We start from the raw sequence: 19,248 nt of genomic DNA, 5'->3' as shown, positions 1-19,248 counted from the left end.
AAATGCCATATAAAACAAGGGTTTACATCCTCATTTTTCCTCTAGCCTGTGACTGAATAACTGCAATTATTTATTTCTTGTGTAACAATTAATTTGGAGTTAACTAAAGTTTAACTAAATTAAAAATTAAACATCCCTAAGTTACAACTTCACAATAAACTACATGGAGCCAATTCCTTTACCTTCTCCTATCCATTACGAACTTATACTTCAACTTTTAGAAAGACAAACCATGACTTCTCTGGGTCAAAACCAAGACCTCCGCAATCAAGTTAATCAACTGATTATTACCATGCGAAAAGCTGCATCCCAACAAAAGCGACTAGAAGAAAGTTTTCAATCTTCTTCTCTGAGCATTGATCACCGTTGGTCTATTAATCATTTTGGTGATAAAGTGGATTGCTCCTGATGAATGTCTATTTCCACCTGAACAAAAACCCAGCCCTGCAACAGCGGGGTTAATTAACAGTTTTTAACTGGCATTCCTACGAAAAATTTTAGTAGGTTTTTTTTGTGTTTTTATCCCCTGTAGCGGTTAATTTGGATTGTATTGAAATTTTCAACTAGGACACAAACATGGACGATAAATTGATGCTGATGATTCCTGGTCCTACCCCAGTTCCAGAAGCTGCTTTACTAGCATTAGCTAAACACCCTATTGGTCACCGCAGCGGTGAATTTAGTAGCATGATGGCAGAGGTGACAGAAAACCTCAAATGGCTACATCAAACCGCCAGTGATGTATTGATGTTAAACGTCAGCGGTACGGGTGCTGTAGAAGCGGGGATGATTAATTTTCTTTCTCCAGGCGATCGCATTTTAGTCGCTTCTAATGGTAAATTCGGGGAACGTTGGGTAGAAGTTGGTCAAGCTTTTGGCTTAAATGTGGAAACAGTTACCGCAGAATGGGGACAACCCTTAGACCCAGCCCAATTTGCAGCTAAACTCCAAGCTGATACCAACAAAGAAATCAAAGCTGTCATTATCACCCACAGCGAAACCTCAACAGGTGTCATTAATGACCTAGAAGCTATTAACCGCCACGTTAAAGAACATGGAGAGGCTTTAATTATTGTGGATGCTGTCACCAGTTTAGGGGCTTACAATGTCCCTGTAGACGCTTGGGGTTTGGATGTAGTCGCTTCTGGTTCACAAAAAGGTTACATGATTCCCCCAGGTTTAGGATTTGTCTCTGTCAGTCCTAAAGCTTGGGAGGCTTATAAAACCGCAAAATTGCCTAAGTATTATTTAGATTTAGGTAAATATCGGAAAGCCACTGCTAAAAATACCACCCCCTTTACTCCTCCCGTCAACTTAATGGTGGCACTACATACCACCTTGGGAATGATGAAAAAGGAAGGATTAGAATCCATTTTTACCCGTCATGAACGCCAAAAAAATGCTACTCGTGCGGCTATGAAGGCGTTGAATTTATCTTTGTTTGCTGCTGATGAATGTGCCAGTCCTGCCATTACCGCTGTAGCCACACCAGGCATCGAAACAGATAAAATTCGCTCTTTGATGAAAAAACGGTTTGATATTGCTTTAGCAGGTGGACAAGACCATCTGAGTAATAAAATTTTCCGCATAGGTCATCTGGGTTTTGTGTGCGATAGAGATATTCTTAGCTGTATCGCTTCCCTAGAAGTTGTCCTCCCACAAGTTGGTCATGAAAACTTCACCCCCGGAGCTGGTATAGCAGCAGCAGCAAAAGTTTTTGCCTCATAGTTATTAGGTTGGTAATTGATAATTGATAATTGATAATTGTCAATTGTCAATTGTCAATTGTTACGCAGTCTCTAGCCAATCATAAATTTGTTCTAACTGTTCTAGAGTAATTAACCCATATTGCCAAAGAGTCATGGTTAAAGAACCAGGATCTTGATCACGGTTACGTAATGCTACAGCTAGGGAAGCGGCGGAAATTGCCAAATCTTCTTGGAGAAAATTAATTAGCCGAGAATATCTTGATGGTGTCATTTGTATCTTACCTCCTTGAGTAGAATTGATGATCATAGATTGCTTATCTAATTTTGTGGGTATTGTATAACCAGTATTTTATTTGTCACATTGCTGTAAGTAAATAAAAGTTAAAGGTGGTATAAAAAATTTTCTAAATAACCTTTTTTGTAAAGTATTAACCTACATGAATGTACTACTAAACCAAGGTACTTACAATCACGGGGGAAATCCCTAATACAGTGACTTATGTGTTCCATCAGGATAATATTTAGGTAATACTTTAACCATGATGTTAATGGTGACACTAACATCATTCAAGTTTTTTTGTTCTGGTTTAAGTAAAAAAGATTTCATAGCTTATATTCCTCTATTGACGACTATTTACACTTGCGTCAAAAGAGAGATTTTTGCTACTCAACCCTGAGTTGTGATTTTAACTGGAAAAAACTAAAATCCGATGTTATTCAAGTTACTGCTAAATATTAACCTCTTTACTACTATTTGTGCCAGGTTAGGTAATATTTTTTTTGACAAAACAATTCTGTATTCGATAAAAATTCAGAATAAAGACTTCTGCTATATCCAACCGGGATCATTGTCAGAAAATATTGATCCTGTTTACTGAGAAATATCAGAAGTTAGGAAATCAATTTTGACCTGATCTCCTTTATCTAAGCCTAGTTCTGCGGCTCGTCCTGACCTCAGTTCAATTACTTGATCTATCAGTACATTAGGACCATAGGTGGGACAAGGTTCTATGCCACAAGGAGGAGCAGATGCTTGGATGTACTGAACTACACCTTTTTGGATAAATACCATATCTAAGGCAACAGGTACATTTTTCATCCAAAATTTTACTGGTTGTGGGTTCGCAAAAGAAAATAGCATTCCTCGGTTATCTGGTAAAGCTAGTCTATACATCAAACCCATCTGTTGCTGTTCTTGTGTTCGTGCTACTTCTAACTGAATTTTTATATTTTTAGGAAGTATAGCTTCAGCAGAAATTGGCAGATTTTGTCCAGTATTTACTGGTGTTTGGGTTGATGATTCCGGTGTTACGACTGGAGATTGAGCCGTGGTAGGTGATGAACAGCCCATCAGTAATATACTAAGTAATATTGAACATAAACTAAGCCAAGAAACCATAAGTTGTCTAGGGAATAGGGAACAGGGAATAGGGAAAAAGTGATGATTTTACTAATCACCTCTTACCAAATCACTAATTAAATTATTTATGCAATTTAGATTCTGACTATCTTACTTAATTTTTGCAAAATTGCCTACAAATTTAGATTTTATAGATTTTACGAATCTCTGAGTACGTAACCTACACCGCGTATAGTTTGAATTAAGCGTTTTTGACCTTCTTCTTCAATTTTGAGCCGGAGGTAACGAATATATACTTCAATGACATTGGACTCACCCGTAAAGTCGTAACCCCAAACATTTTCTAAAATCTGTTCACGAGTTAATACTTCACGGGGATGTTCCATTAAGAACTTTAAGAGTTCAAATTCCTTCATGGTTAAGTCAATGGCCTTACTCTTGTAAAAAGCCCGACGGGTTCCTATATCTAAAATCAGATCCCCAAAGCGTAATTGCTCTGCGGTATCAATATCAGGTTTGAGATACAGACGAACCAGCCTTAACAAATCTTCCGAACGGTAAGGTTTGAGGATGTAATCATCAGCACCAGCCTCTAAACAAGCTATCCGATCATCTACTGTGTCTCTGGCCATCAGAACCAGTATAGGAGAACGATTGCCGATATTTCTGAGATTTTTACACAAAGATAGTCCTGATTCACCGACGAGCATTCGGTCTACAACAATTAAAGCAGGTTGGCGATGACTTTGATTCCTGGAAGCATCACTACAGTATTTTAATCCATTGGCTGCATCATGGGTCACAATGGCATCATAGCCAGCTTCTTGCAAATCAAAAGCTAATTGATTAGCCAAGGTTTCATCTGGTTCAATCACCAAAACAAAAACAGCGGGATTGTGGGTAGCTATCATAGCAGTTGGAGATTGGTAATTGGTAATTGCTAATATGAGTTATGAGTAAATACGGAAAATCAATCTACTGAGGTAATTAAAATATGGGCGCTCGTTTAAGGGTATTTTTAACTCGTGAGCAAGATAAAACCCTGTTGAACCTAAGAACAAGGGATTTACCACAAAAAGTCAAAGATCGAGCAGAGGTAATTAGGTTAAAGTCACATGATTGGTATCTAGAAAAAATAGCTGCTCATTTTGACTGGACTCATTGAACCAAGAATCCCCTTGTCTTTAGACCTGGGAGTGTCAATATTCATCATTCCAAATTTCTTCCTTAACTCTCACAGGCAGTTTTGCCAAATCAGGCAACTCTATCGCTTCCACATCCGTTATTTTATCTTTAATATTAATGGGTATATTAACTGGTTGACGTTCTTCCAGCCAGCAACTAGCCACAGGCAAAGTTTCCTCCAACTCATCTAATGGCCGAGGAATCACCATAACTGCATTTAACTCACCAATGCGTTCCGCTTCAAACATACCTGCTTCCACAGCTACAGCCACATTAGCAACCGAACCGCGAATAATTGCCGTACACAAACCAGCACCAATCTTCTCATAAGATGCTAATTGCACATCAGCAGCTTTAAGCATAGCATCACAAGCACCAACCATAGCGGGAAATCCGCGAGTTTCCACCAACCCAATGGCTTGATTACTCAAACGGCTGTATCCACCACCATCTCCCATAAATCGAGTCAGACGGTTAATAGGTAGAATTATATCTAAATTAGGATAAGGACGCGCAATCACCAAACTAGAAACCAACTGGCCAAACTGTTCAGCCGTTTGTACACCAGCTTCCACAGCCAAGCGGACATCAGCAATGCCACCTCGGACAATTGCTGTACAATGACCACTACCAATTTTTTCATAACCAACTAAGTGGACTCCAGCCGACTTTAACATCATGTCAGCCGTGCCAACTATAGCGGGGAAACTGAGGGTTGATACCATACCCAAAGCAGTATCTTTGAGGCTATCACGGCGACGTGCTGCGTGAATCGTACTCAAAGCGTGTTGATTGTATGTTTCCATCTAAATTTTCCAGGATAAGGTTCATATAGCGTCTTCAATCATAGAAGAATGAAAACTAGCATTTCAATATGGACTTAAGTTCACACTTCATACTTAACACTTAACCTGAAGAATTGTTAGAGTTTTCGTTGCCCAAAGATTGTCTATGGGGAAATAATGTACTCAGCAGCCTATTTATGCTACCTTGTCCATAAATTTGCGTGCCAAAAATATTGTGAGTTTCCAGATCAGACTCGCTGGGTTTTATGTCCTCAGTGGTAGTTTCTGTAGACTCTGGGAGCGTAGTTTCAAGCGACGTAGCATCACCCACCACAGCCGTTTCTGACTCTGGTGGAGACTGGCTTTTCGGTGTAGGTGAAGGTGGAGATACAGGCGTAGATTGATGTTTAAACTCCAGAAAAGCCGCAACCGAGAGTTGAGTTGAGGAAAATACTTTTTCCTGTTTCTCTGGTTTCTCTGGTTGAGAATGAGGAGATTCAAGTTTTTCGGCTGATTCCTCTGGTTTCTCTGGGGGAGGATTGGTAGATTCTAGTTGTACCGCTGAAGGTTCAACAATCTGCCGACTATTATCTCCCAAAATTGAACCAGAGGGAATAACTTGACCTGGTGCTACGGAACAGTTAAAAACCGTTGTCGCTGCACCAATACAAGCATTAGCCCCAATTTTGCCTTCACCAACCATCAAGAAACCGGCTCCCAGGTTTGCGCCTGCTTCTATTTCTAGAATACCCTCACTTACTTGGAGAATTGACCCCATACCCAGGCATACACCAGCACCAATCACAATTTTACTATTAGTAGCTGCTTGCAAAACTACCCCAGGAGCTAATACCGCGCTGGGATGAATAATCACATCGCCATGAATATGAGCATCAAATCTATCGCCCAGGCGTAGCAGCGATACAGACATGGAATTTATTACCTCGGAAGCCGGAAGTGGTCAGTTGTCAGTAGGGGCGAAGCATTTGGAAGATAAATTATCGCTCATTGCCAAAAATAGTTCTCCAAATGCTTCGCCCGTACAGTTGTCAGTAGGGGCGAAGCATTTGGAAGATAAATTATCGGTCATTGCCAAAAATAGTTCTCCAAATGCTTCGCCCGTACAGTTGTCAGTTGTCAGTAGGGGCGAAGCATTTAGAAGATAAATTATCGCTCATTGCCAAAAATAGTTCTCCAAATGCTTTGCCCGTACAGTTGTCAGTGGTCAGTGGTTAGAAAGAAGAAGGAAAAAAATGTTCTCCCCTACTCTCTGCACCCTGCCTCCTGGACCCTGCCTCTTTATGGACGTTGGATAATTGCTTCTAGTACGCGACGTTTGGCTTTGGGGTCAGTACCAACTAAACGCACATATTCGCCTGGATATTCAGAAACATATCCTTCTAAAGCAGCGATCGCTTCTCTTTCAGATGTAGCCTGAATTTGACCCGCAACTGTCCAAGTACCTGTGCGGAAGCGGCGTTGATCTACGTGTTCAATTGCAATTTTTGCCCCACTGGACAACAGTTGGCGCAATTGATCTACTACTTCGGTACTTAAACGGGTGCTGGTAGCTGTCGCCGTTGCGGTTGCAGTTCCAGAACTTGTACTGGTAAATGATTTGGTGCTACCAGAAGATACTACTTGTCCGTTTGGTCTTTGGATAATTGCTTCCAATACGCGACGTTTAGCTTTGGTGTCAATCCCAATTAAACGTACATACTCGCCTTGATGAGTTTCAATGCACTCTTCCAAAGCAGATACAACTGCTTGAGTCGAATTAGATTCAATTGGTTGACAAGTATCCCAAGAACCTGTACGGAAACGGCGCTCATCTACGTGTTCTGTCCCAATTTTGAAACCACCAGCCAAAAGTTGACGGATTTGATCTACAGTTTCCGCACTCAGTTTGGCACTACCAACAGCAGTACCGTTGCCATTACCGTTGTAACTGCCAGCAGATGCAGCAGCAGGGGCTTTAAAGCTAGATGTACCAGCAACAACACCTTCAGGACGTTGAACAATAGTTTCTAATACCCGTCTTCTGTTGTTGTCAATCCCAAATAGACGCACATATTCGCCGCTGTGGTCTCTCAAACAAGACTCTACAGCAGAAACAGCTTCACCTAAAGACCGAGTTGCAATGGCTTGACAACTTTGCCAAGAACCTGTCCGAAACCGTCTTTGGTCTACGTGTTCTGTCCCAATTTTAAATCCTTGTTCTAGTAGATAACGTAATTGATCTACTGTTTCTGCACCTAAGCTATAGCTCGCCACGTCACTGCTCCTTTCTAACTCTTCGACTTCAATGCTTGTATAAGATTTAGCTACGGAAAGATTAAGTTCATCCCGAATAGGCGCAATACACTTGCTATCCGCAGCACAGTGATAACCAGCCCGCAAAGCCTGATTAATCCCGACTACATGGTGAGCAAATTCTTGATCCTGCACTTGGACATCTGGCAATCTATCCGCTTGCTGCTGGGTAGTAATTACTGATCCAGAAGCTACGTATTTACCCGGTGGAATTTCCACATCCTGAATTAAGGCGTGCATCATGACAATGCAGCCTGCACCCACCCTGGCATTAAATACCGTAGAACGAAAGCCAATAAAACAACTATCGCCAACGTAAGCAGGTCCATGAATCAGTGCCATGTGGGTAATGGAGGCACTTTTCCCAACCCATACTGAGTACTTCTTGCCATCATCACCAACGACTCGGCCTTGCTCCAACCCATGAATGACCACACCATCTTGAATATTAGTATTTTCACTAACACAAAAAGGTGTCCCTTCATCGGCTCTAATCGAAGTCCCCGGAGCAACAATTACATTTGCACCTATATTGACATCACCAATGAGGTTACAAGAAGAGTGGACAAATGCAGTTTCATGAATGTTTGGTTCTGCTAAACTCCTTGACCACGGGGTTGGGGGTGCCGCCGTGCTGCGGACTACCATTGCGAGATTCCTCCTGAAATAAGCTTTTTGTCAGTGGTCAGTGGTCATTGGTCATTGGTCAGTTGTCAGTTGTCAGTTGTCAGTTTTTACTTCTTCTCTGTTCCCTGTCACCTGTCACCTGTCACCTGTCACCTCTTCCCTCTTCCCTGACTATCTATACTGGTCTTTTTTGCTGTAAATCACACGATCTTCAACGTAAATGGTGTCTATAATTGCCACTACTGCTGCGTCTAACGGTCGTTGTTCATTACCTGATAATTGACGAGCAGCACTGCCACGACTGACAAGTACCCACTCATCCACTCCTGCCCCTACACTGTTATCGGCTGCTACCTCGTATACTGGCAGGAGATTGCCATTTTCATCTATTAATTGCAACATTAGTAGCTTCACACCCCGCAGACTGGGATCTTTTTGGGTGCTAGTTACTGTGCCACGAACTCTGGCAATTTGCATTATTAATTATGGTCTTCTACCGAAAGGGCGAATTGTGTTAACACCTTCCCGGAATTGTTCTACATCTTCGGTATAACGAATGGGGAGGACATATTCCAAGTTTTCGTGAGGACGAGCAATGATGTGGGTAGATAGCACTTGTCCACCATTGACGCGCTTAACTGATTCTACTCCCGCACCGACAGAAGCCTGAACTTCGGAAACGTCACCACGCACGATAACTGTTACCCGACCACTACCGATTTTTTCATAACCCACCAAGGTAACACGAGCAGCTTTTACCATGGCATCAGCAGCTTCGACTACGGCTGGAAAGCCTAGAGTTTCTACCATTCCTACTGCAATTGACATTTGTTTTTGTCCTTAAATTAAATTTTTACTTGTACCAGATTTAAACTAAGCGCGGAACTGTTCTACGGCTTCTGTATAACGAATTGGCAAGACATATTCTAAGTTTTCGTGGGGGCGAGCAATGATATGGGTAGATACCACTTCACCACCGTTGACTCTTTTTGCCGCTTCAACGCCAGCAGCTACCGAAGCTTGCACTTCAGAAACATCTCCCCTGACAATGACTGTAACGCGAGCGCTACCAATTTTTTCATATCCTACTAAAGTCACACGGGCGGCTTTCACCATTGCGTCAGCAGCTTCTACTACTGCGGGAAAGCCTTTAGTTTCAATCATTCCAACTGCAATTGGCATCGCAGAACTCCTAAAAAATTAATCGAATTAGAACTATGGATGGAAATTTTGGACGGGGATGCTCATCCTGATTTCAAAATACCGCCACATCTTAGCTTATGAAACCTTGGCATCTCTGGCAACATAAATTACTATAATAGTTTGTAATAAAATAGATTAAAAAAAGTTAACAAAACTTTATAGGGTCTTTTGTGACATTAAAGTTTACTGATCCCTACAGTGACAACTTATGCTTTATAATTTCTTTATCAGTTTGAGAATTACTATAGTTCATAGCCCAAGCTAATTCTTTGATGAGGAGGATTGGTGAGTGCTATATATGGGATAGACGAGCTACTGGCTATATCTTTCCTGTGATTCGCTATTGCCATAAACAGTGGGTAAAAATCTGCAAATTTTACCAACGTATCTAAAAAACAAATTTAAAAAAAGCAGAAAAATAAAAAATGTTGTTCAACAATTATTAGAATATCTAAAATGTTAAATTATATTTAATAGCTCAACAATAGGCTAATCTAAAGTAAATGTGCTTAGGCATATTGAGCTAAGAAAAGTTAAGAAAACATAGATTTTCTCAAAGATATTGTTTTTTGAGCAAATGATTATTTAAAGGCTGTTTAAGAGAATCGGAACTGAGTTGTCAAGGAAAATATTAGATGAATGAGTTTCTATTTTTAACAAGTTGGTTCGTGCCTCTTTATAGCTTACTAGGGGCAATTTTAACTTTGCCTTGGAGCATAGGAATCATCCAACGTACAGGACCAAGACCTGCGGCCTACTTGAACTTATTGACTACCATCTTGGGTTTTGTCCATAGTTTATTAGTATTTAAAGATATCTGGAATCGGGATCAAGAAAATTTAGTAATTACTTGGTTTCAAGCTGCTGATTTTCAATTATCTTTTGCTTTAGAAATTTCCGTAGTCAGTGTGGGGGCGACAGTTTTAATTACTGGATTAAGTCTGTTGGCGCAAATTTACGCACTAGGCTATATGGAAAAAGATTGGTCCTTAGCCCGGTTTTTTGGTCTGGTGGGATTTTTTGAAGCCGCCCTCAGTAGTCTAGCAATTAGTGATTCCTTGTTTCTCAGCTATGCTTTGCTGGAAGTTCTCACTCTTTCTACTTATTTACTGGTCGGATTTTGGTATGCTCAACCCTTGGTAGTGACCGCGGCGCGAGATGCCTTTTTAACGAAGCGGGTAGGAGATTTGTTGCTATTGATGGCTGTAGTGACTCTTTCTACTTTAGCCGGCAGCTTAAATTTTTCGGATTTGTATGAGTGGGCGCAAACTGCTGATTTAAATCCAGTCACATCAACTTTACTCTGTTTAGGTTTAATTGCTGGTCCTGCGGGTAAGTGCGCCCAATTTCCCCTGCACCTGTGGTTAGACGAAGCGATGGAAGGACCAAACCCAGCTTCGGTGATGCGAAACTCTCTAGTGGTAGGTGGGGGTGCTTATTTTCTCTACAAAGTTCAACCATTATTATCTTTGTCCCCCATTGCCTTAAATACTTTAGTGGTGCTGGGGATAATGACAGCAGTGGGAGCAACATTGGTATCTATTGCCCAAATTGATATTAAGCGATCGCTCTCCCATTCCACCAGTGCTTACATGGGATTGGTATTTTTAGCGGTAGGCTTGGAACAGGGTGGAGTGGCGTTAATGTTACTTCTGAGTCATGCTATTGCCAAAGCCTTGTTATTCATGAGTTCTGGTTCAGTTATCTACACTACCCAAACTCAAGACTTGACAGAAATGGGGGGTTTGTGGTCAAGAATGCCAGCCACAACCACAGCTTTTGTCGTCGGTTCAGCAGGTATGGTAACACTACTACCACTGGGCAGTTTTTGGGCAATGATAGCATGGGCTGATGGCTTAGTCAAAATTAGCCCTTGGGTAATTGTGGTTTTAATCTTAGTTAATGGCTTAACGGCTTTGAATTTAACTAGGGTATTCCGGTTAGTTTTTTGGGGACAACCCCAACCCAAAAGCCGCCGCGCTCCAGAAGTTGCCTGGCCAATGGCATTACCAATGGTGACTTTAACTATACTCACTCTATTATTACCGCTGATGCTACAGCAATGGTATTTATTACCTAGCTGGGAAAGCCTCGATTGGTATATAGTTGGATCTTTAGTCGCTTCTACGGTTGCTGGAGTAACTATTGGCGCAACAATTCATCTCCACAAAGCCTGGTCAAGATCGAGAATTTTGGTTTGGAGATTTATCCAAGATTTATTAGGCTATGATTTTTACATAGACCGCATTTATCGCTTAACGATTGTAAGTGCTGTGGCGCTGTTATCGAGGATATCCGCGTGGAGCGATCGCTTTTTGGTAGATGGTCTAGTCAACTTAGTCGGCTTTGCTGCGATTTTTAGCGGACAAAGTTTGAAATACAGCATTTCTGGTCAATCCCAAGGCTATATGCTAACAATCCTCATTGTCATTAGCATCCTCGGTTTTGCCATTAGTTTCTCATTAGGTTTATTCGACAAATTGCCTTTTTAGGTAATGGGTAATTGGTAATGGGTAATTGGTAATGGGTAATTGGTAATATTCTTCCCCAACCTCCCCAACCTCCCCAACCTCCCCAACTTCTATGCTGAGTACATTGATTTTACTGCCGTTAATTGGTGCGGCTTTTATTGGTTTCTATCCTTTTACCATCTCTGGTAAACTATCCCGAATCATTGCTTTCGTCTTTAGCGTGATTATTTTCGCATGGAGTATTTTCCTAGCAACTCAGTTTAACCCAGGAGAAATTGGTCAACAATTTGCTGAATCCTTACCTTGGGTAGATGCTATTGGCTTAAACTACAATCTGGGGATAGATGGTTTATCTCTCCCGTTATTAATTCTCAATGGACTATTAACCTGTATTGCTATTTATAGCAGCGATGAATCCCAACAACGTCCGAGATTTTATTACTCTCTAATTCTGCTATTAAGTGCTGGGGTGATAGGAGCATTTTTAGCACAGGATTTATTATTATTCTTCCTGTTTTATGAATTGGAATTAATACCTCTATATCTGCTAATTGCGATTTGGGGAGGTGAAAAACGAGGTTATGCAGCCACAAAATTTCTGATTTATACAGCTTTTTCAGGAATCGTTATTTTAGCCAGTTTCCTGGGTATGGTTTGGTTGAGTGGTTCTCCCAGTTTTGGACTAGCAACCTTAAATTGCCAATCTCTACCCTTAGCAACGCAAATTTTACTCCTTGTCGGCATTTTAGTAGGATTTGGTATTAAAATCCCCCTCGTTCCCTTCCATACTTGGCTACCAGATGCCCACGTGGAAGCCTCCACACCCATATCTGTGCTGTTGGCTGGGATATTATTAAAATTAGGGACTTATGGCTTACTGCGATTTGGCATGAATTTATTGCCAGATGCTTGGGCTTATGCAGCACCTTGGTTAGCTACATGGGCAGTAGTTAGCGTTTTGTTTGGGGCATCCTGTGCGATCGCGCAAACAGACATGAAAAAAATGGTGGCTTATAGTTCTATTGGCCACATGGGCTATGTTTTGTTAGCAGCAGCCGCATCCACACCCCTCAGCGTCTTGGGGGCAGTAATGCAAATGATTAGTCACGGATTAATATCCGCTATGTTATTTCTGTTGGTAGGAGTTGTTTACAAAAAAGCTGGTAGTCGAGATTTAAATGTCATTCGGGGACTATTAAACCCAGAACGAGGTTTACCAGTTATTGGTAGTTTAATGATTTTTGCCGTTATGGCCAGTGCAGGTATACCGGGAATGGTGGGATTTATTTCCGAATTTATTGTTTTTCGGGGCAGTTTTGCAGTTTTTCCGGTACAAACATTGTTAGCAATGCTCGGAAATGGTTTAACTGCGGTTTACTTCCTAATTCTCCTGAATCGTGCCTTTTTTGGGCGGTTATCAGCAGCAGTGATGAACTTACCTCGTGTGTATTGGAGCGATCGCATCCCTGCCATCATTCTAGCAGTAGCGATCGTTATTTTCGGCATTCAACCTAATTGGTTAGTCCATTATACCCAAGCCACAATTACCACAATGGTAAAAACGAATAATCATCATCTAGTAGCAAATCGGGAACTATTGGATTCTTAACTTTCCGAGAAAAATAATCACCACAACCAGATCATCAAACAAATCAAAAAAATCCCAAACATCATAGTTAAGACAGTGGAGGCCGATAATCACCACAACCAGATCATCAAACAAATCAAAAAAATCCCAAACATCATAGTTAAGACAGTGGAGGCCGATAATCACCACAACCAGATCATCAAACAAATCAAAAAAATCCCAAAAATCATAGTTAAGACAGTTGAATTCCAGGAGAATTGACATCATGAAAACTCAAAAAAATCCCACCTACAACCCTTTGTCTGAATATATTCACCGATTACAAACTGGAGAAGCATTACTCAAAGATAGTCCCGAAAACGTTTTAGAAGTTGTTGGCATTCTTAAAAGTTATGGAGTGGTTTTAGATGCTTATTCTAAAAATCTTATCTACATTGCTGAACATCAATTTTTAATATTTTTTCCCTTCTTTAAATATTTTGATGGTGATGTTTCTTTTGCTAAATTATTCCGCCATTTATGGCATGATCGGATTAATTTTGAATATGCTGAATATTGCATGAAAACCATGATGTGGCATGGTGGTGGTGGTTTAGACGCATATTTAGATACTAAAGAATTTCAAGATAGAGCTAAAGCTGTTATTGCTGCTAAATTTAAATATAATCCCCTGATTTTGGGACTTAATGAACTGTTTCCCGAATTCTTAATAGAACAGTTACGAGTCTCCGCTTATTACACTGGTTTAGGTCAATTTTGGCGAGTCATGGCTGATATGTTTCTGAGTCTATCAGATCGCTATGACAACGGACAAATTAAATCAATTCCCCAAGTTGTAGAACATATTAAACTGGCTTTAGTTGCAGATGCAATGACACCAATTACATACAGTGTCAAAATAGGCGATAAAGTCTATGATCTGATTCCCAAATCAGTTGGTTTAACCTTCCTTGCAGATACCGCAATTCCCTATGTAGAAGCCGTATTTTTTAGAGGTACACCATTTTTAGGAACAGTGTCTTTAAACGCTCAAGCATATCAAGTTCCTCCAGATCAATCTCGATTCCAATATGGTGCATTATACGCAGATCCTTTACCTATTGGTGGTGCAGGAATTCCTCCCACATTATTAATGCAAGATATGCGTCATTATTTGCCAGAATATTTACATAATATTTATCGTCGCAGTCTCAGAAGTGAAGATGATTTGCGAATACAAATTTGTATGAGTTTCCAAAAGTCGATGTTTTGTGTAACTAGCGCCGCGATTTTAGGACTTTTACCTTATCCCTTAGATACTCAAGATTTATCTGAGCAAAAAAATAATCAAATCTATTTAGAGAAGTGGTTAGCAAGATTAGAGAATTCACAATTATTAGCAGTGAATAAATAGGGTAATATGGCTTCGCTACATGATCAGATTTCAAAAATATTATTTTTTCGCGTTTAAAAGAAGGAAATCTATTGACACGAACTGAAAACCGTGTTATCATAGTTTTGACGAGGAAGAACTATCTTCTGTGCATAAGCAAATTTATTTATCATTAAACGAAACAAGACTAAATAAAATTAATCATAAATAGGGTAACGAATTGCCAACAAGACGTAGTATGGCGTAATGAGCTATTGTATCAACCCGCACTGTCCCAAACCTATTGACCTAGCAAATGCAAATAATCCTATTTGTCGTAACTGTGGGTCACAATTACTGCTGCAAAATCGTTATCGGGTACTCAAACAACTAGGACAAGGTGGTTTTGGGAACACCTTTGAAATTGACGACATTGGGAAAACAAAAGTTTTAAAAGTGCTAACTGAAAATAATCCCAAAGCCGTGGAATTGTTTCAACAAGAAGCCAAGGTTTTGAGTCAGTTAAACAGTGTGGGTATTCCCAAAGTCGAAGCAGATGGTTATTTTACGGTTTTACCTAAAAATATTTCTGTACCATTGCATTGCTTGGTAATGGAGAAAATTGCAGGAGTAAATTTAGAGCAATGGATGGAATTTCGTAATTATCAACCTATTTCTGAAAAAGAAGCTCTCAATTGGCTCAAACAAATAGTAGAAATTCTGGCTTTAGTCCACGCTCAAAAATATTTTCATCGTGATATTAAACCTCAGAATATCATGTTACGCCCAAGTGGGCAACTGGTTTTAATTGATTTTGGTGCAGTGCGACAAATCACCACCACAATTTTAGCCGGAAATTCCCATACGAGAATTATTTCTCAAGGTTATTCACCACCAGAACAACAAAACGGTTATTCTGTACAACAGTCTGATTTTTTTGCATTGGGACGGACTTTTATATTTTTGCTGACAGGTAAAGAACCCCAGGATAAAGCTATTTATGATCCTCTGACTAATGAATTACATTGGCGAAAATATGCAGTTAATATTTCTCCGCTTTTAGCAGATTTAATTGATAATTTAATTGCTCCAACTGCAAATCAGCGTCCTGAAAATACGAGAGTTATTTTACAGAGATTGCAGAAAATTGAAAAGGCATTAAATCAACCGTATATTTTCGGAAATACCACCAATATTCAATCAAAAAATAGTTCTTTACCGACGGTTTCTGTTAGTCCAGGTAAATTATCTCAAAGCGCGGGTAAACCTGGTGGAAAAAGTACCAACTGGGGGCAAGTTTTTCTAATCATATTTAGTTTAGTTTTAGGACGCTCTATTAGTTTTGTATTAACCAAGAAAAATGTATATACAACACCTATTGTTAGTCCTAGTATTTCTAATTCATCACCAGTTATTCCTATTTCTGAATCTACACCAAAGGCTAAAACGCAAATTCAGCCAAGTCCTGTAAATGTAATTTCATCTGAAGATTTGCAAGCTGAAAAAGCGAAAAGGGAAAAAATAAAAAAACGTGAAGCTGCTTTAAAAGCTGAACGAGAGAGAAAAGACGCTATAGAGAAACAAAGGAAATTAGAATCAGCCGCTAAAGCCGAACAAGAAAGACTAAAGGATATTAGGAAACAAAAAGCAGCTAAAGAAGCACAGGAAAAGCTGGAAACTGAGAGACGAAAGAGGGAATTTGAAGCAGCCATATTAGCACAACAGAAAGAACAAGCAGCACTGCAAAATAAACAAAGAAGACAAGCAGAAATGCAAGCTAAAAAGGCTAAACAAGCTTTGGGAAGAAAATCACAAAAAACAATTGTGTTAACTCCAAAGAAACGACAATTACTACCTAAACCACAAAAAGCGAGGAAAAAACAAGAAAATACACCACATTCACATGATAATATAGTTGATGCCACTAAACCTTGGGAAAATAAACATCCCATTCCTAAAGCTTCCGATGAATTAGAACAGGTAATCAAAGAGGGTAATCAATAATGAAATTCACAGTTAAAGGTCTAATTGCTTTATTTGTCACTAGCTCGGCTTTGTTTTTAACGCCAATGAAAAGTGATGCTCAGGTTAATATGAAATCACTGGCTGAGGTGGCTGATAGTTGCCAGAAAGATATTCCTTCTAAAAAATACTATCAACAAATGCTATTGAATGTTGATAAGTGGGATAACAGTGATTTAGAACAATGTATCTACTCTCGATATCATTACTCCTTAATTTTGGATAAATTTCCTGAACTCGCTTCAACAGGAGAAATTTTACCTGGATATCCTGGTTCTGTAGCTGTTGGACAACTAGCAAGCACCCTTATTTATAATAGGAAGCAGTTGTTAGACTGTATTATTGCTAACAATATCTCTGGTGACGTATGCATGAACAGCAGACAAAATATTTCACGAGGCCAAAAATATAGGTCTTATTCGAGAATATCATCCTACCTACCATATGTTTGTCCTTCTTGTGTTGTAGCTCATGACGAAGTATCAGGTTCAAGAGAGGTAATTTTAAAAGCTTTTATCGAATGGTTTATTAAACTTGATAAACCACAAAGAAGAGAAGTGATTTCTCTTTTAGGGGATGAAGATGAAGCTAGAACACTGCGGCAATCACTAAAGAATGAATCCAAAAAAGCAGTAGAAGAATATCAGGAAACACGCGAAAGAATTGAGCAGCAGGAACAGGAGCGACGGAGAAGAGAATTACTTGGTAATTAGGCTTTTGTAATTTAGTAGGCTTTTGTAATTTAGTAGGTTGGGTTGACGCAAGGAAACCCAACAATAACCAATAACAGCGTAACGTAGAATTAATAATAAAGGTTACAACATACGAAACTTCAGATAGAATCATGACCACAGAAGCAGAATATAAAGCAAGAATTACCAGCTATAACTGGGATGATTTAATCAAATTATGGTCAGAAATTGAATCAGGTAATACACCAAATTGGGATGCAGGTAAAGCATTAGAATATCTCGTTTTACGAGCATTTCAACTCAACAACGCCGAAGTAACCTGGCCTTACAGCGTGTATTTAGATGGAGAAGAAATAGAACAAATTGACGGAGTAGTTTATGCAGATGGCTTATCTTGTATAATAGAATGTAAAGACACAGCAAAACCTGTTAAAATTGAACCTATAGCCAAGCTAAGAAATCAACTATTACGCAGACCAGCAGCAACTATTGGGAGTATATTTAGTCGTAGTGGATTTACAGAAGCATCGGAAACCTTAGCTGGATTTGTTGCACCTCAAACTATTCTATTGTGGGGAGGAGAAGAAATTAAATATTCCTTAGAAAATGAGTGTATACGTAGAGCATTAATCAAAAAATATCGTATTTGTGTTGAACAAGGACTAGCTAATTACAACATTAAAACTGAGGCTGTATTATGACATTAGCTTATATAGTGTTAGAAGGTAATATAGATCAAGAAATCTTGCAGAAATTACTTCCTAAACATCTTTTGCAAGATGTTAAATTCGTTGTAGGAAACGGACAGTATCAAGTCAGATCATTAGCAAGTTCACTACTTGCTACCAGAAATACTCCTGTTATCTTAATCCTAGATGCAGATACAGATAATGAATCTCAAATATTTGAAAAGCAAGATTTAATTAATTATTTATTGCGTCGAGCATCTGCCGGTATCCCTTTTCAAGCTTCTCTAGCTGTTCCACAAATAGAAATTATCTTAATCCAAGATAAATCATTAATTGAAAAAATAGCACAACGTCAATTTAATGATTTAGAATGGAAATTTGCTCAAAGTAAACCTAAAGAATTTTTAGAGACAGTTTTAGGAAAAGAACAATCAATTAATGAGAAAATATTTAGCAATATAAATGATGAACAAATTAAGATATTACAACAACATCCATTAATACAAGAAATAATGGAATTTTTATCATCACTTACTCCGTCTTTTGTCGCAATTAACTAACCATATATTTGTAGGTTGGGTTGACGCAAGAAAACCCAACAATAAACAGCAACTAAACTTCCACAAAGCTGGGAATATTTACTACCATATCCTCTGCTTTCTCCCGAATTTCCTCAGAAAAATGCTTATCTATCAAATCTGGAACTTGTTCAGCTTTAATTTTACTATAACGAGTTTTATCGGGCATCACTAAATTAGGACCGGCTTTACAATTTTTCATACAGCCAGTCCCTTTAATAGTGACTGAATCTTCTAACCCGTTATTTATTAACTCCGACTCCAAAGCTTGACACAAAGCCTTTCCACCGCGCTTCATACAATCAGATTTTTGACAAATCAGAATTGTTTGGGTTTTGGCTGGTTTCGTCTTAGCTGGACTTTGCGCTGCAACTGTTCCCATATCAGCACTTGCAGCCATAACTCGTTCTGCTACCAGAGTTACCTGATCTTTTTTCGCATTATATTGTTTTGTCCCCACAACTTGCAGCCAAGTCCCTTGAGGTAAACGCAAATCAAAAGCACTCCGTAAATGCTTGGCTAATTTTATATAACATTCACCCTCAGAAGTTCCTAATAACAAACCTTTCAGCTTATATCCATCCTTGATGACAAAATCCAAAAATCTGCCTTCAAAACAAAATTCCGTTACTGCTGCATTAGTAGATATACTCATGGTTCAACTTCGCTCACTAT

General features: G+C 39.4%; 23 protein-coding genes. 12 read left to right on the top strand and 11 right to left on the bottom strand.

Going from position 1 to position 19,248, the window contains the following annotated elements:
- Window positions 1-163: 163 nt before the first annotated feature.
- Window positions 164-409 (top strand): DUF5340 domain-containing protein, encoded by a 246-nt coding sequence (locus tag ANA_RS12600; RefSeq protein WP_015080444.1) that lies wholly within the window; start codon window positions 164-166, stop codon window positions 407-409.
- Window positions 410-576: 167 nt separating this feature from the next.
- Window positions 577-1,728, top strand: a complete 1,152-nt coding sequence (locus ANA_RS12595; protein WP_015080443.1) for a pyridoxal-phosphate-dependent aminotransferase family protein — start codon at window positions 577-579, stop codon at window positions 1,726-1,728.
- A 60-nt stretch (window positions 1,729-1,788) separates the two neighbouring features.
- On the opposite strand, the gene ANA_RS12590 is transcribed toward ANA_RS12595, so the two are convergent.
- The 3 genes from ANA_RS12590 to nblR all read right to left on the bottom strand — a co-directional run bounded on the left by ANA_RS12590 (window position 1,789) and on the right by nblR (window position 3,980).
- Complete coding sequence (locus ANA_RS12590) at window positions 1,789-2,016, bottom strand: DUF2949 domain-containing protein (RefSeq protein WP_015080442.1); 228 nt, start codon at window positions 2,014-2,016, stop codon at window positions 1,789-1,791.
- A 564-nt stretch (window positions 2,017-2,580) separates the two neighbouring features.
- Complete coding sequence (locus ANA_RS12585; RefSeq protein WP_015080441.1) at window positions 2,581-3,108, bottom strand: DUF192 domain-containing protein; 528 nt, start codon at window positions 3,106-3,108, stop codon at window positions 2,581-2,583.
- 158 nt (window positions 3,109-3,266) lie between these two features.
- Window positions 3,267-3,980 carry a response regulator transcription factor NblR gene (gene nblR / locus ANA_RS12580; RefSeq protein WP_015080440.1) on the bottom strand — a complete coding sequence of 238 codons (714 nt, stop codon included), beginning with the start codon at window positions 3,978-3,980 and terminating at the stop codon, window positions 3,267-3,269.
- Window positions 3,981-4,063: 83 nt separating this feature from the next.
- Here nblR and ANA_RS26600 point away from each other — a divergent pair, with 83 nt between their 5' ends.
- A complete protein-coding gene (locus ANA_RS26600) occupies window positions 4,064-4,234 on the top strand; it encodes a hypothetical protein (protein WP_041458417.1) in 171 nt (56 codons plus the stop codon).
- A gap of 34 nt (window positions 4,235-4,268) precedes the next feature.
- Here ANA_RS26600 and ANA_RS12570 read toward each other — a convergent pair whose 3' ends face one another.
- A complete protein-coding gene (locus ANA_RS12570; RefSeq protein ID WP_015080439.1) occupies window positions 4,269-5,060 on the bottom strand; it encodes a BMC domain-containing protein in 792 nt (263 codons plus the stop codon).
- 100 nt (window positions 5,061-5,160) lie between these two features.
- On the bottom strand, window positions 5,161-5,970 hold the full coding sequence (locus tag ANA_RS12565) for a carbon dioxide concentrating mechanism protein (RefSeq protein ID WP_015080438.1): 810 nt from the start codon (window positions 5,968-5,970) through the stop codon (window positions 5,161-5,163).
- Between ANA_RS12565 and ANA_RS12560 the strand changes: the two genes are divergently transcribed.
- The gene (locus ANA_RS12560; protein ID WP_041458048.1) at window positions 5,969-6,205 is read left to right on the top strand and encodes a hypothetical protein; all 237 of its coding nucleotides are present in this window, start codon (window positions 5,969-5,971) and stop codon (window positions 6,203-6,205) included. The two genes, ANA_RS12565 and ANA_RS12560, sit on opposite strands and share 2 nt — an antisense overlap.
- Entirely contained in the window at window positions 6,150-6,275 is a 126-nt protein-coding gene (locus ANA_RS28230) for a hypothetical protein (protein ID WP_256370232.1), read from the top strand. Before ANA_RS12560 ends, ANA_RS28230 begins: the two co-directional genes overlap by 56 nt.
- A 63-nt stretch (window positions 6,276-6,338) precedes the next feature.
- On the opposite strand, the gene ANA_RS12555 is transcribed toward ANA_RS28230, so the two are convergent.
- The 4 genes from ANA_RS12555 to ANA_RS12540 form a co-directional block, all read right to left on the bottom strand.
- On the bottom strand, window positions 6,339-8,000 hold the full coding sequence (locus tag ANA_RS12555; RefSeq protein ID WP_015080437.1) for a ribulose bisphosphate carboxylase small subunit: 1,662 nt from the start codon (window positions 7,998-8,000) through the stop codon (window positions 6,339-6,341).
- Between the two features lie 150 nt (window positions 8,001-8,150).
- Window positions 8,151-8,456 carry a EutN/CcmL family microcompartment protein gene (locus tag ANA_RS12550; protein ID WP_015080436.1) on the bottom strand — a complete coding sequence of 102 codons (306 nt, stop codon included), beginning with the start codon at window positions 8,454-8,456 and terminating at the stop codon, window positions 8,151-8,153.
- 6 nt (window positions 8,457-8,462) lie between these two features.
- Window positions 8,463-8,807, bottom strand: coding sequence for a carbon dioxide-concentrating mechanism protein CcmK (locus ANA_RS12545; RefSeq protein ID WP_015080435.1), 345 nt, complete (start codon window positions 8,805-8,807; stop codon window positions 8,463-8,465).
- Window positions 8,808-8,852: 45 nt separating this feature from the next.
- Window positions 8,853-9,161 carry a carbon dioxide-concentrating mechanism protein CcmK gene (locus ANA_RS12540; RefSeq protein ID WP_015080434.1) on the bottom strand — a complete coding sequence of 103 codons (309 nt, stop codon included), beginning with the start codon at window positions 9,159-9,161 and terminating at the stop codon, window positions 8,853-8,855.
- Window positions 9,162-9,817: 656 nt separating this feature from the next.
- Here ANA_RS12540 and ANA_RS12535 point away from each other — a divergent pair.
- Together ANA_RS12535 and ANA_RS12530 are read left to right on the top strand one after the other, a co-directional pair.
- Window positions 9,818-11,674: an NAD(P)H-quinone oxidoreductase subunit F gene (locus tag ANA_RS12535; protein WP_015080433.1), complete on the top strand. Its 1,857-nt coding sequence runs from the start codon at window positions 9,818-9,820 to the stop codon at window positions 11,672-11,674.
- A gap of 91 nt (window positions 11,675-11,765) precedes the next feature.
- Window positions 11,766-13,262, top strand: coding sequence for an NADH-quinone oxidoreductase subunit M (locus ANA_RS12530; protein ID WP_015080432.1), 1,497 nt, complete (start codon window positions 11,766-11,768; stop codon window positions 13,260-13,262).
- Here ANA_RS12530 and ANA_RS25380 read toward each other — a convergent pair.
- Entirely contained in the window at window positions 13,248-13,508 is a 261-nt protein-coding gene (locus tag ANA_RS25380) for a hypothetical protein (protein ID WP_085929747.1), read from the bottom strand. The two genes, ANA_RS12530 and ANA_RS25380, sit on opposite strands and share 15 nt — an antisense overlap.
- Between ANA_RS25380 and ANA_RS12525 the strand changes: the two genes are divergently transcribed.
- From ANA_RS12525 to ANA_RS12505, 5 genes are all read left to right on the top strand, one after another.
- Window positions 13,507-14,634, top strand: coding sequence for a CO2 hydration protein (locus ANA_RS12525; RefSeq protein WP_015080431.1), 1,128 nt, complete (start codon window positions 13,507-13,509; stop codon window positions 14,632-14,634). The two genes, ANA_RS25380 and ANA_RS12525, sit on opposite strands and share 2 nt — an antisense overlap.
- Window positions 14,635-14,859: 225 nt before the next feature.
- The gene (locus ANA_RS12520) at window positions 14,860-16,596 is read left to right on the top strand and encodes a protein kinase domain-containing protein (protein ID WP_015080430.1); all 1,737 of its coding nucleotides are present in this window, start codon (window positions 14,860-14,862) and stop codon (window positions 16,594-16,596) included.
- On the top strand, window positions 16,596-17,327 hold the full coding sequence (locus ANA_RS12515) for a hypothetical protein (protein WP_015080429.1): 732 nt from the start codon (window positions 16,596-16,598) through the stop codon (window positions 17,325-17,327). Before ANA_RS12520 ends, ANA_RS12515 begins: the two co-directional genes overlap by 1 nt.
- A gap of 131 nt (window positions 17,328-17,458) precedes the next feature.
- Window positions 17,459-18,007 (top strand): restriction endonuclease, encoded by a 549-nt coding sequence (locus ANA_RS12510; RefSeq protein ID WP_015080428.1) that lies wholly within the window; start codon window positions 17,459-17,461, stop codon window positions 18,005-18,007.
- Window positions 18,004-18,555, top strand: a complete 552-nt coding sequence (locus tag ANA_RS12505; protein ID WP_015080427.1) for a hypothetical protein — start codon at window positions 18,004-18,006, stop codon at window positions 18,553-18,555. The genes ANA_RS12510 and ANA_RS12505 overlap by 4 nt, the downstream gene beginning before the upstream one ends.
- A gap of 52 nt (window positions 18,556-18,607) precedes the next feature.
- Here the strand turns inward: ANA_RS12505 and ANA_RS12500 are convergent, their stop codons facing one another.
- On the bottom strand, window positions 18,608-19,228 hold the full coding sequence (locus ANA_RS12500) for a (2Fe-2S) ferredoxin domain-containing protein (protein ID WP_015080426.1): 621 nt from the start codon (window positions 19,226-19,228) through the stop codon (window positions 18,608-18,610).
- Window positions 19,229-19,248: the final 20 nt, after the last annotated feature.

Origin of the sequence: Anabaena sp. 90 (assembly GCF_000312705.1) — a bacterium.
Taxonomy (GTDB): domain Bacteria; phylum Cyanobacteriota; class Cyanobacteriia; order Cyanobacteriales; family Nostocaceae; genus Dolichospermum; species Dolichospermum lemmermannii.
This window is presented reverse-complemented; position numbering and strand designations above follow the sequence as displayed.

Excerpts from the sequence above, each read along its gene's own strand:
- ANA_RS12600 (WP_015080444.1), top strand. The coding sequence starts at position 164 with ATGGAGCCAATTCCTTTACCTTCTCCTATCCATTACGAACTTATACTT.
- ANA_RS12595 (WP_015080443.1), top strand. The coding sequence starts at position 577 with ATGGACGATAAATTGATGCTGATGATTCCTGGTCCTACCCCAGTTCCA.
- ANA_RS12590 (WP_015080442.1), bottom strand. The coding sequence starts at position 2,016 with ATGATCATCAATTCTACTCAAGGAGGTAAGATACAAATGACACCATCA.
- ANA_RS12585 (WP_015080441.1), bottom strand. The coding sequence starts at position 3,108 with ATGGTTTCTTGGCTTAGTTTATGTTCAATATTACTTAGTATATTACTG.
- nblR (WP_015080440.1), bottom strand. The coding sequence starts at position 3,980 with ATGATAGCTACCCACAATCCCGCTGTTTTTGTTTTGGTGATTGAACCA.
- ANA_RS26600 (WP_041458417.1), top strand. The coding sequence starts at position 4,064 with ATGGGCGCTCGTTTAAGGGTATTTTTAACTCGTGAGCAAGATAAAACC.
- ANA_RS12570 (WP_015080439.1), bottom strand. The coding sequence starts at position 5,060 with ATGGAAACATACAATCAACACGCTTTGAGTACGATTCACGCAGCACGT.
- ANA_RS12560 (WP_041458048.1), top strand. The coding sequence starts at position 5,969 with ATGGAATTTATTACCTCGGAAGCCGGAAGTGGTCAGTTGTCAGTAGGG.
- ANA_RS12565 (WP_015080438.1), bottom strand. The coding sequence starts at position 5,970 with ATGTCTGTATCGCTGCTACGCCTGGGCGATAGATTTGATGCTCATATT.
- ANA_RS28230 (WP_256370232.1), top strand. The coding sequence starts at position 6,150 with ATGCTTCGCCCGTACAGTTGTCAGTTGTCAGTAGGGGCGAAGCATTTA.
- ANA_RS12555 (WP_015080437.1), bottom strand. The coding sequence starts at position 8,000 with ATGGTAGTCCGCAGCACGGCGGCACCCCCAACCCCGTGGTCAAGGAGT.
- ANA_RS12550 (WP_015080436.1), bottom strand. The coding sequence starts at position 8,456 with ATGCAAATTGCCAGAGTTCGTGGCACAGTAACTAGCACCCAAAAAGAT.
- ANA_RS12545 (WP_015080435.1), bottom strand. The coding sequence starts at position 8,807 with ATGTCAATTGCAGTAGGAATGGTAGAAACTCTAGGCTTTCCAGCCGTA.
- ANA_RS12540 (WP_015080434.1), bottom strand. The coding sequence starts at position 9,161 with ATGCCAATTGCAGTTGGAATGATTGAAACTAAAGGCTTTCCCGCAGTA.
- ANA_RS12535 (WP_015080433.1), top strand. The coding sequence starts at position 9,818 with ATGAATGAGTTTCTATTTTTAACAAGTTGGTTCGTGCCTCTTTATAGC.
- ANA_RS12530 (WP_015080432.1), top strand. The coding sequence starts at position 11,766 with ATGCTGAGTACATTGATTTTACTGCCGTTAATTGGTGCGGCTTTTATT.
- ANA_RS12525 (WP_015080431.1), top strand. The coding sequence starts at position 13,507 with ATGAAAACTCAAAAAAATCCCACCTACAACCCTTTGTCTGAATATATT.
- ANA_RS25380 (WP_085929747.1), bottom strand. The coding sequence starts at position 13,508 with ATGATGTCAATTCTCCTGGAATTCAACTGTCTTAACTATGATTTTTGG.
- ANA_RS12520 (WP_015080430.1), top strand. The coding sequence starts at position 14,860 with ATGAGCTATTGTATCAACCCGCACTGTCCCAAACCTATTGACCTAGCA.
- ANA_RS12515 (WP_015080429.1), top strand. The coding sequence starts at position 16,596 with ATGAAATTCACAGTTAAAGGTCTAATTGCTTTATTTGTCACTAGCTCG.
- ANA_RS12510 (WP_015080428.1), top strand. The coding sequence starts at position 17,459 with ATGACCACAGAAGCAGAATATAAAGCAAGAATTACCAGCTATAACTGG.
- ANA_RS12505 (WP_015080427.1), top strand. The coding sequence starts at position 18,004 with ATGACATTAGCTTATATAGTGTTAGAAGGTAATATAGATCAAGAAATC.
- ANA_RS12500 (WP_015080426.1), bottom strand. The coding sequence starts at position 19,228 with ATGAGTATATCTACTAATGCAGCAGTAACGGAATTTTGTTTTGAAGGC.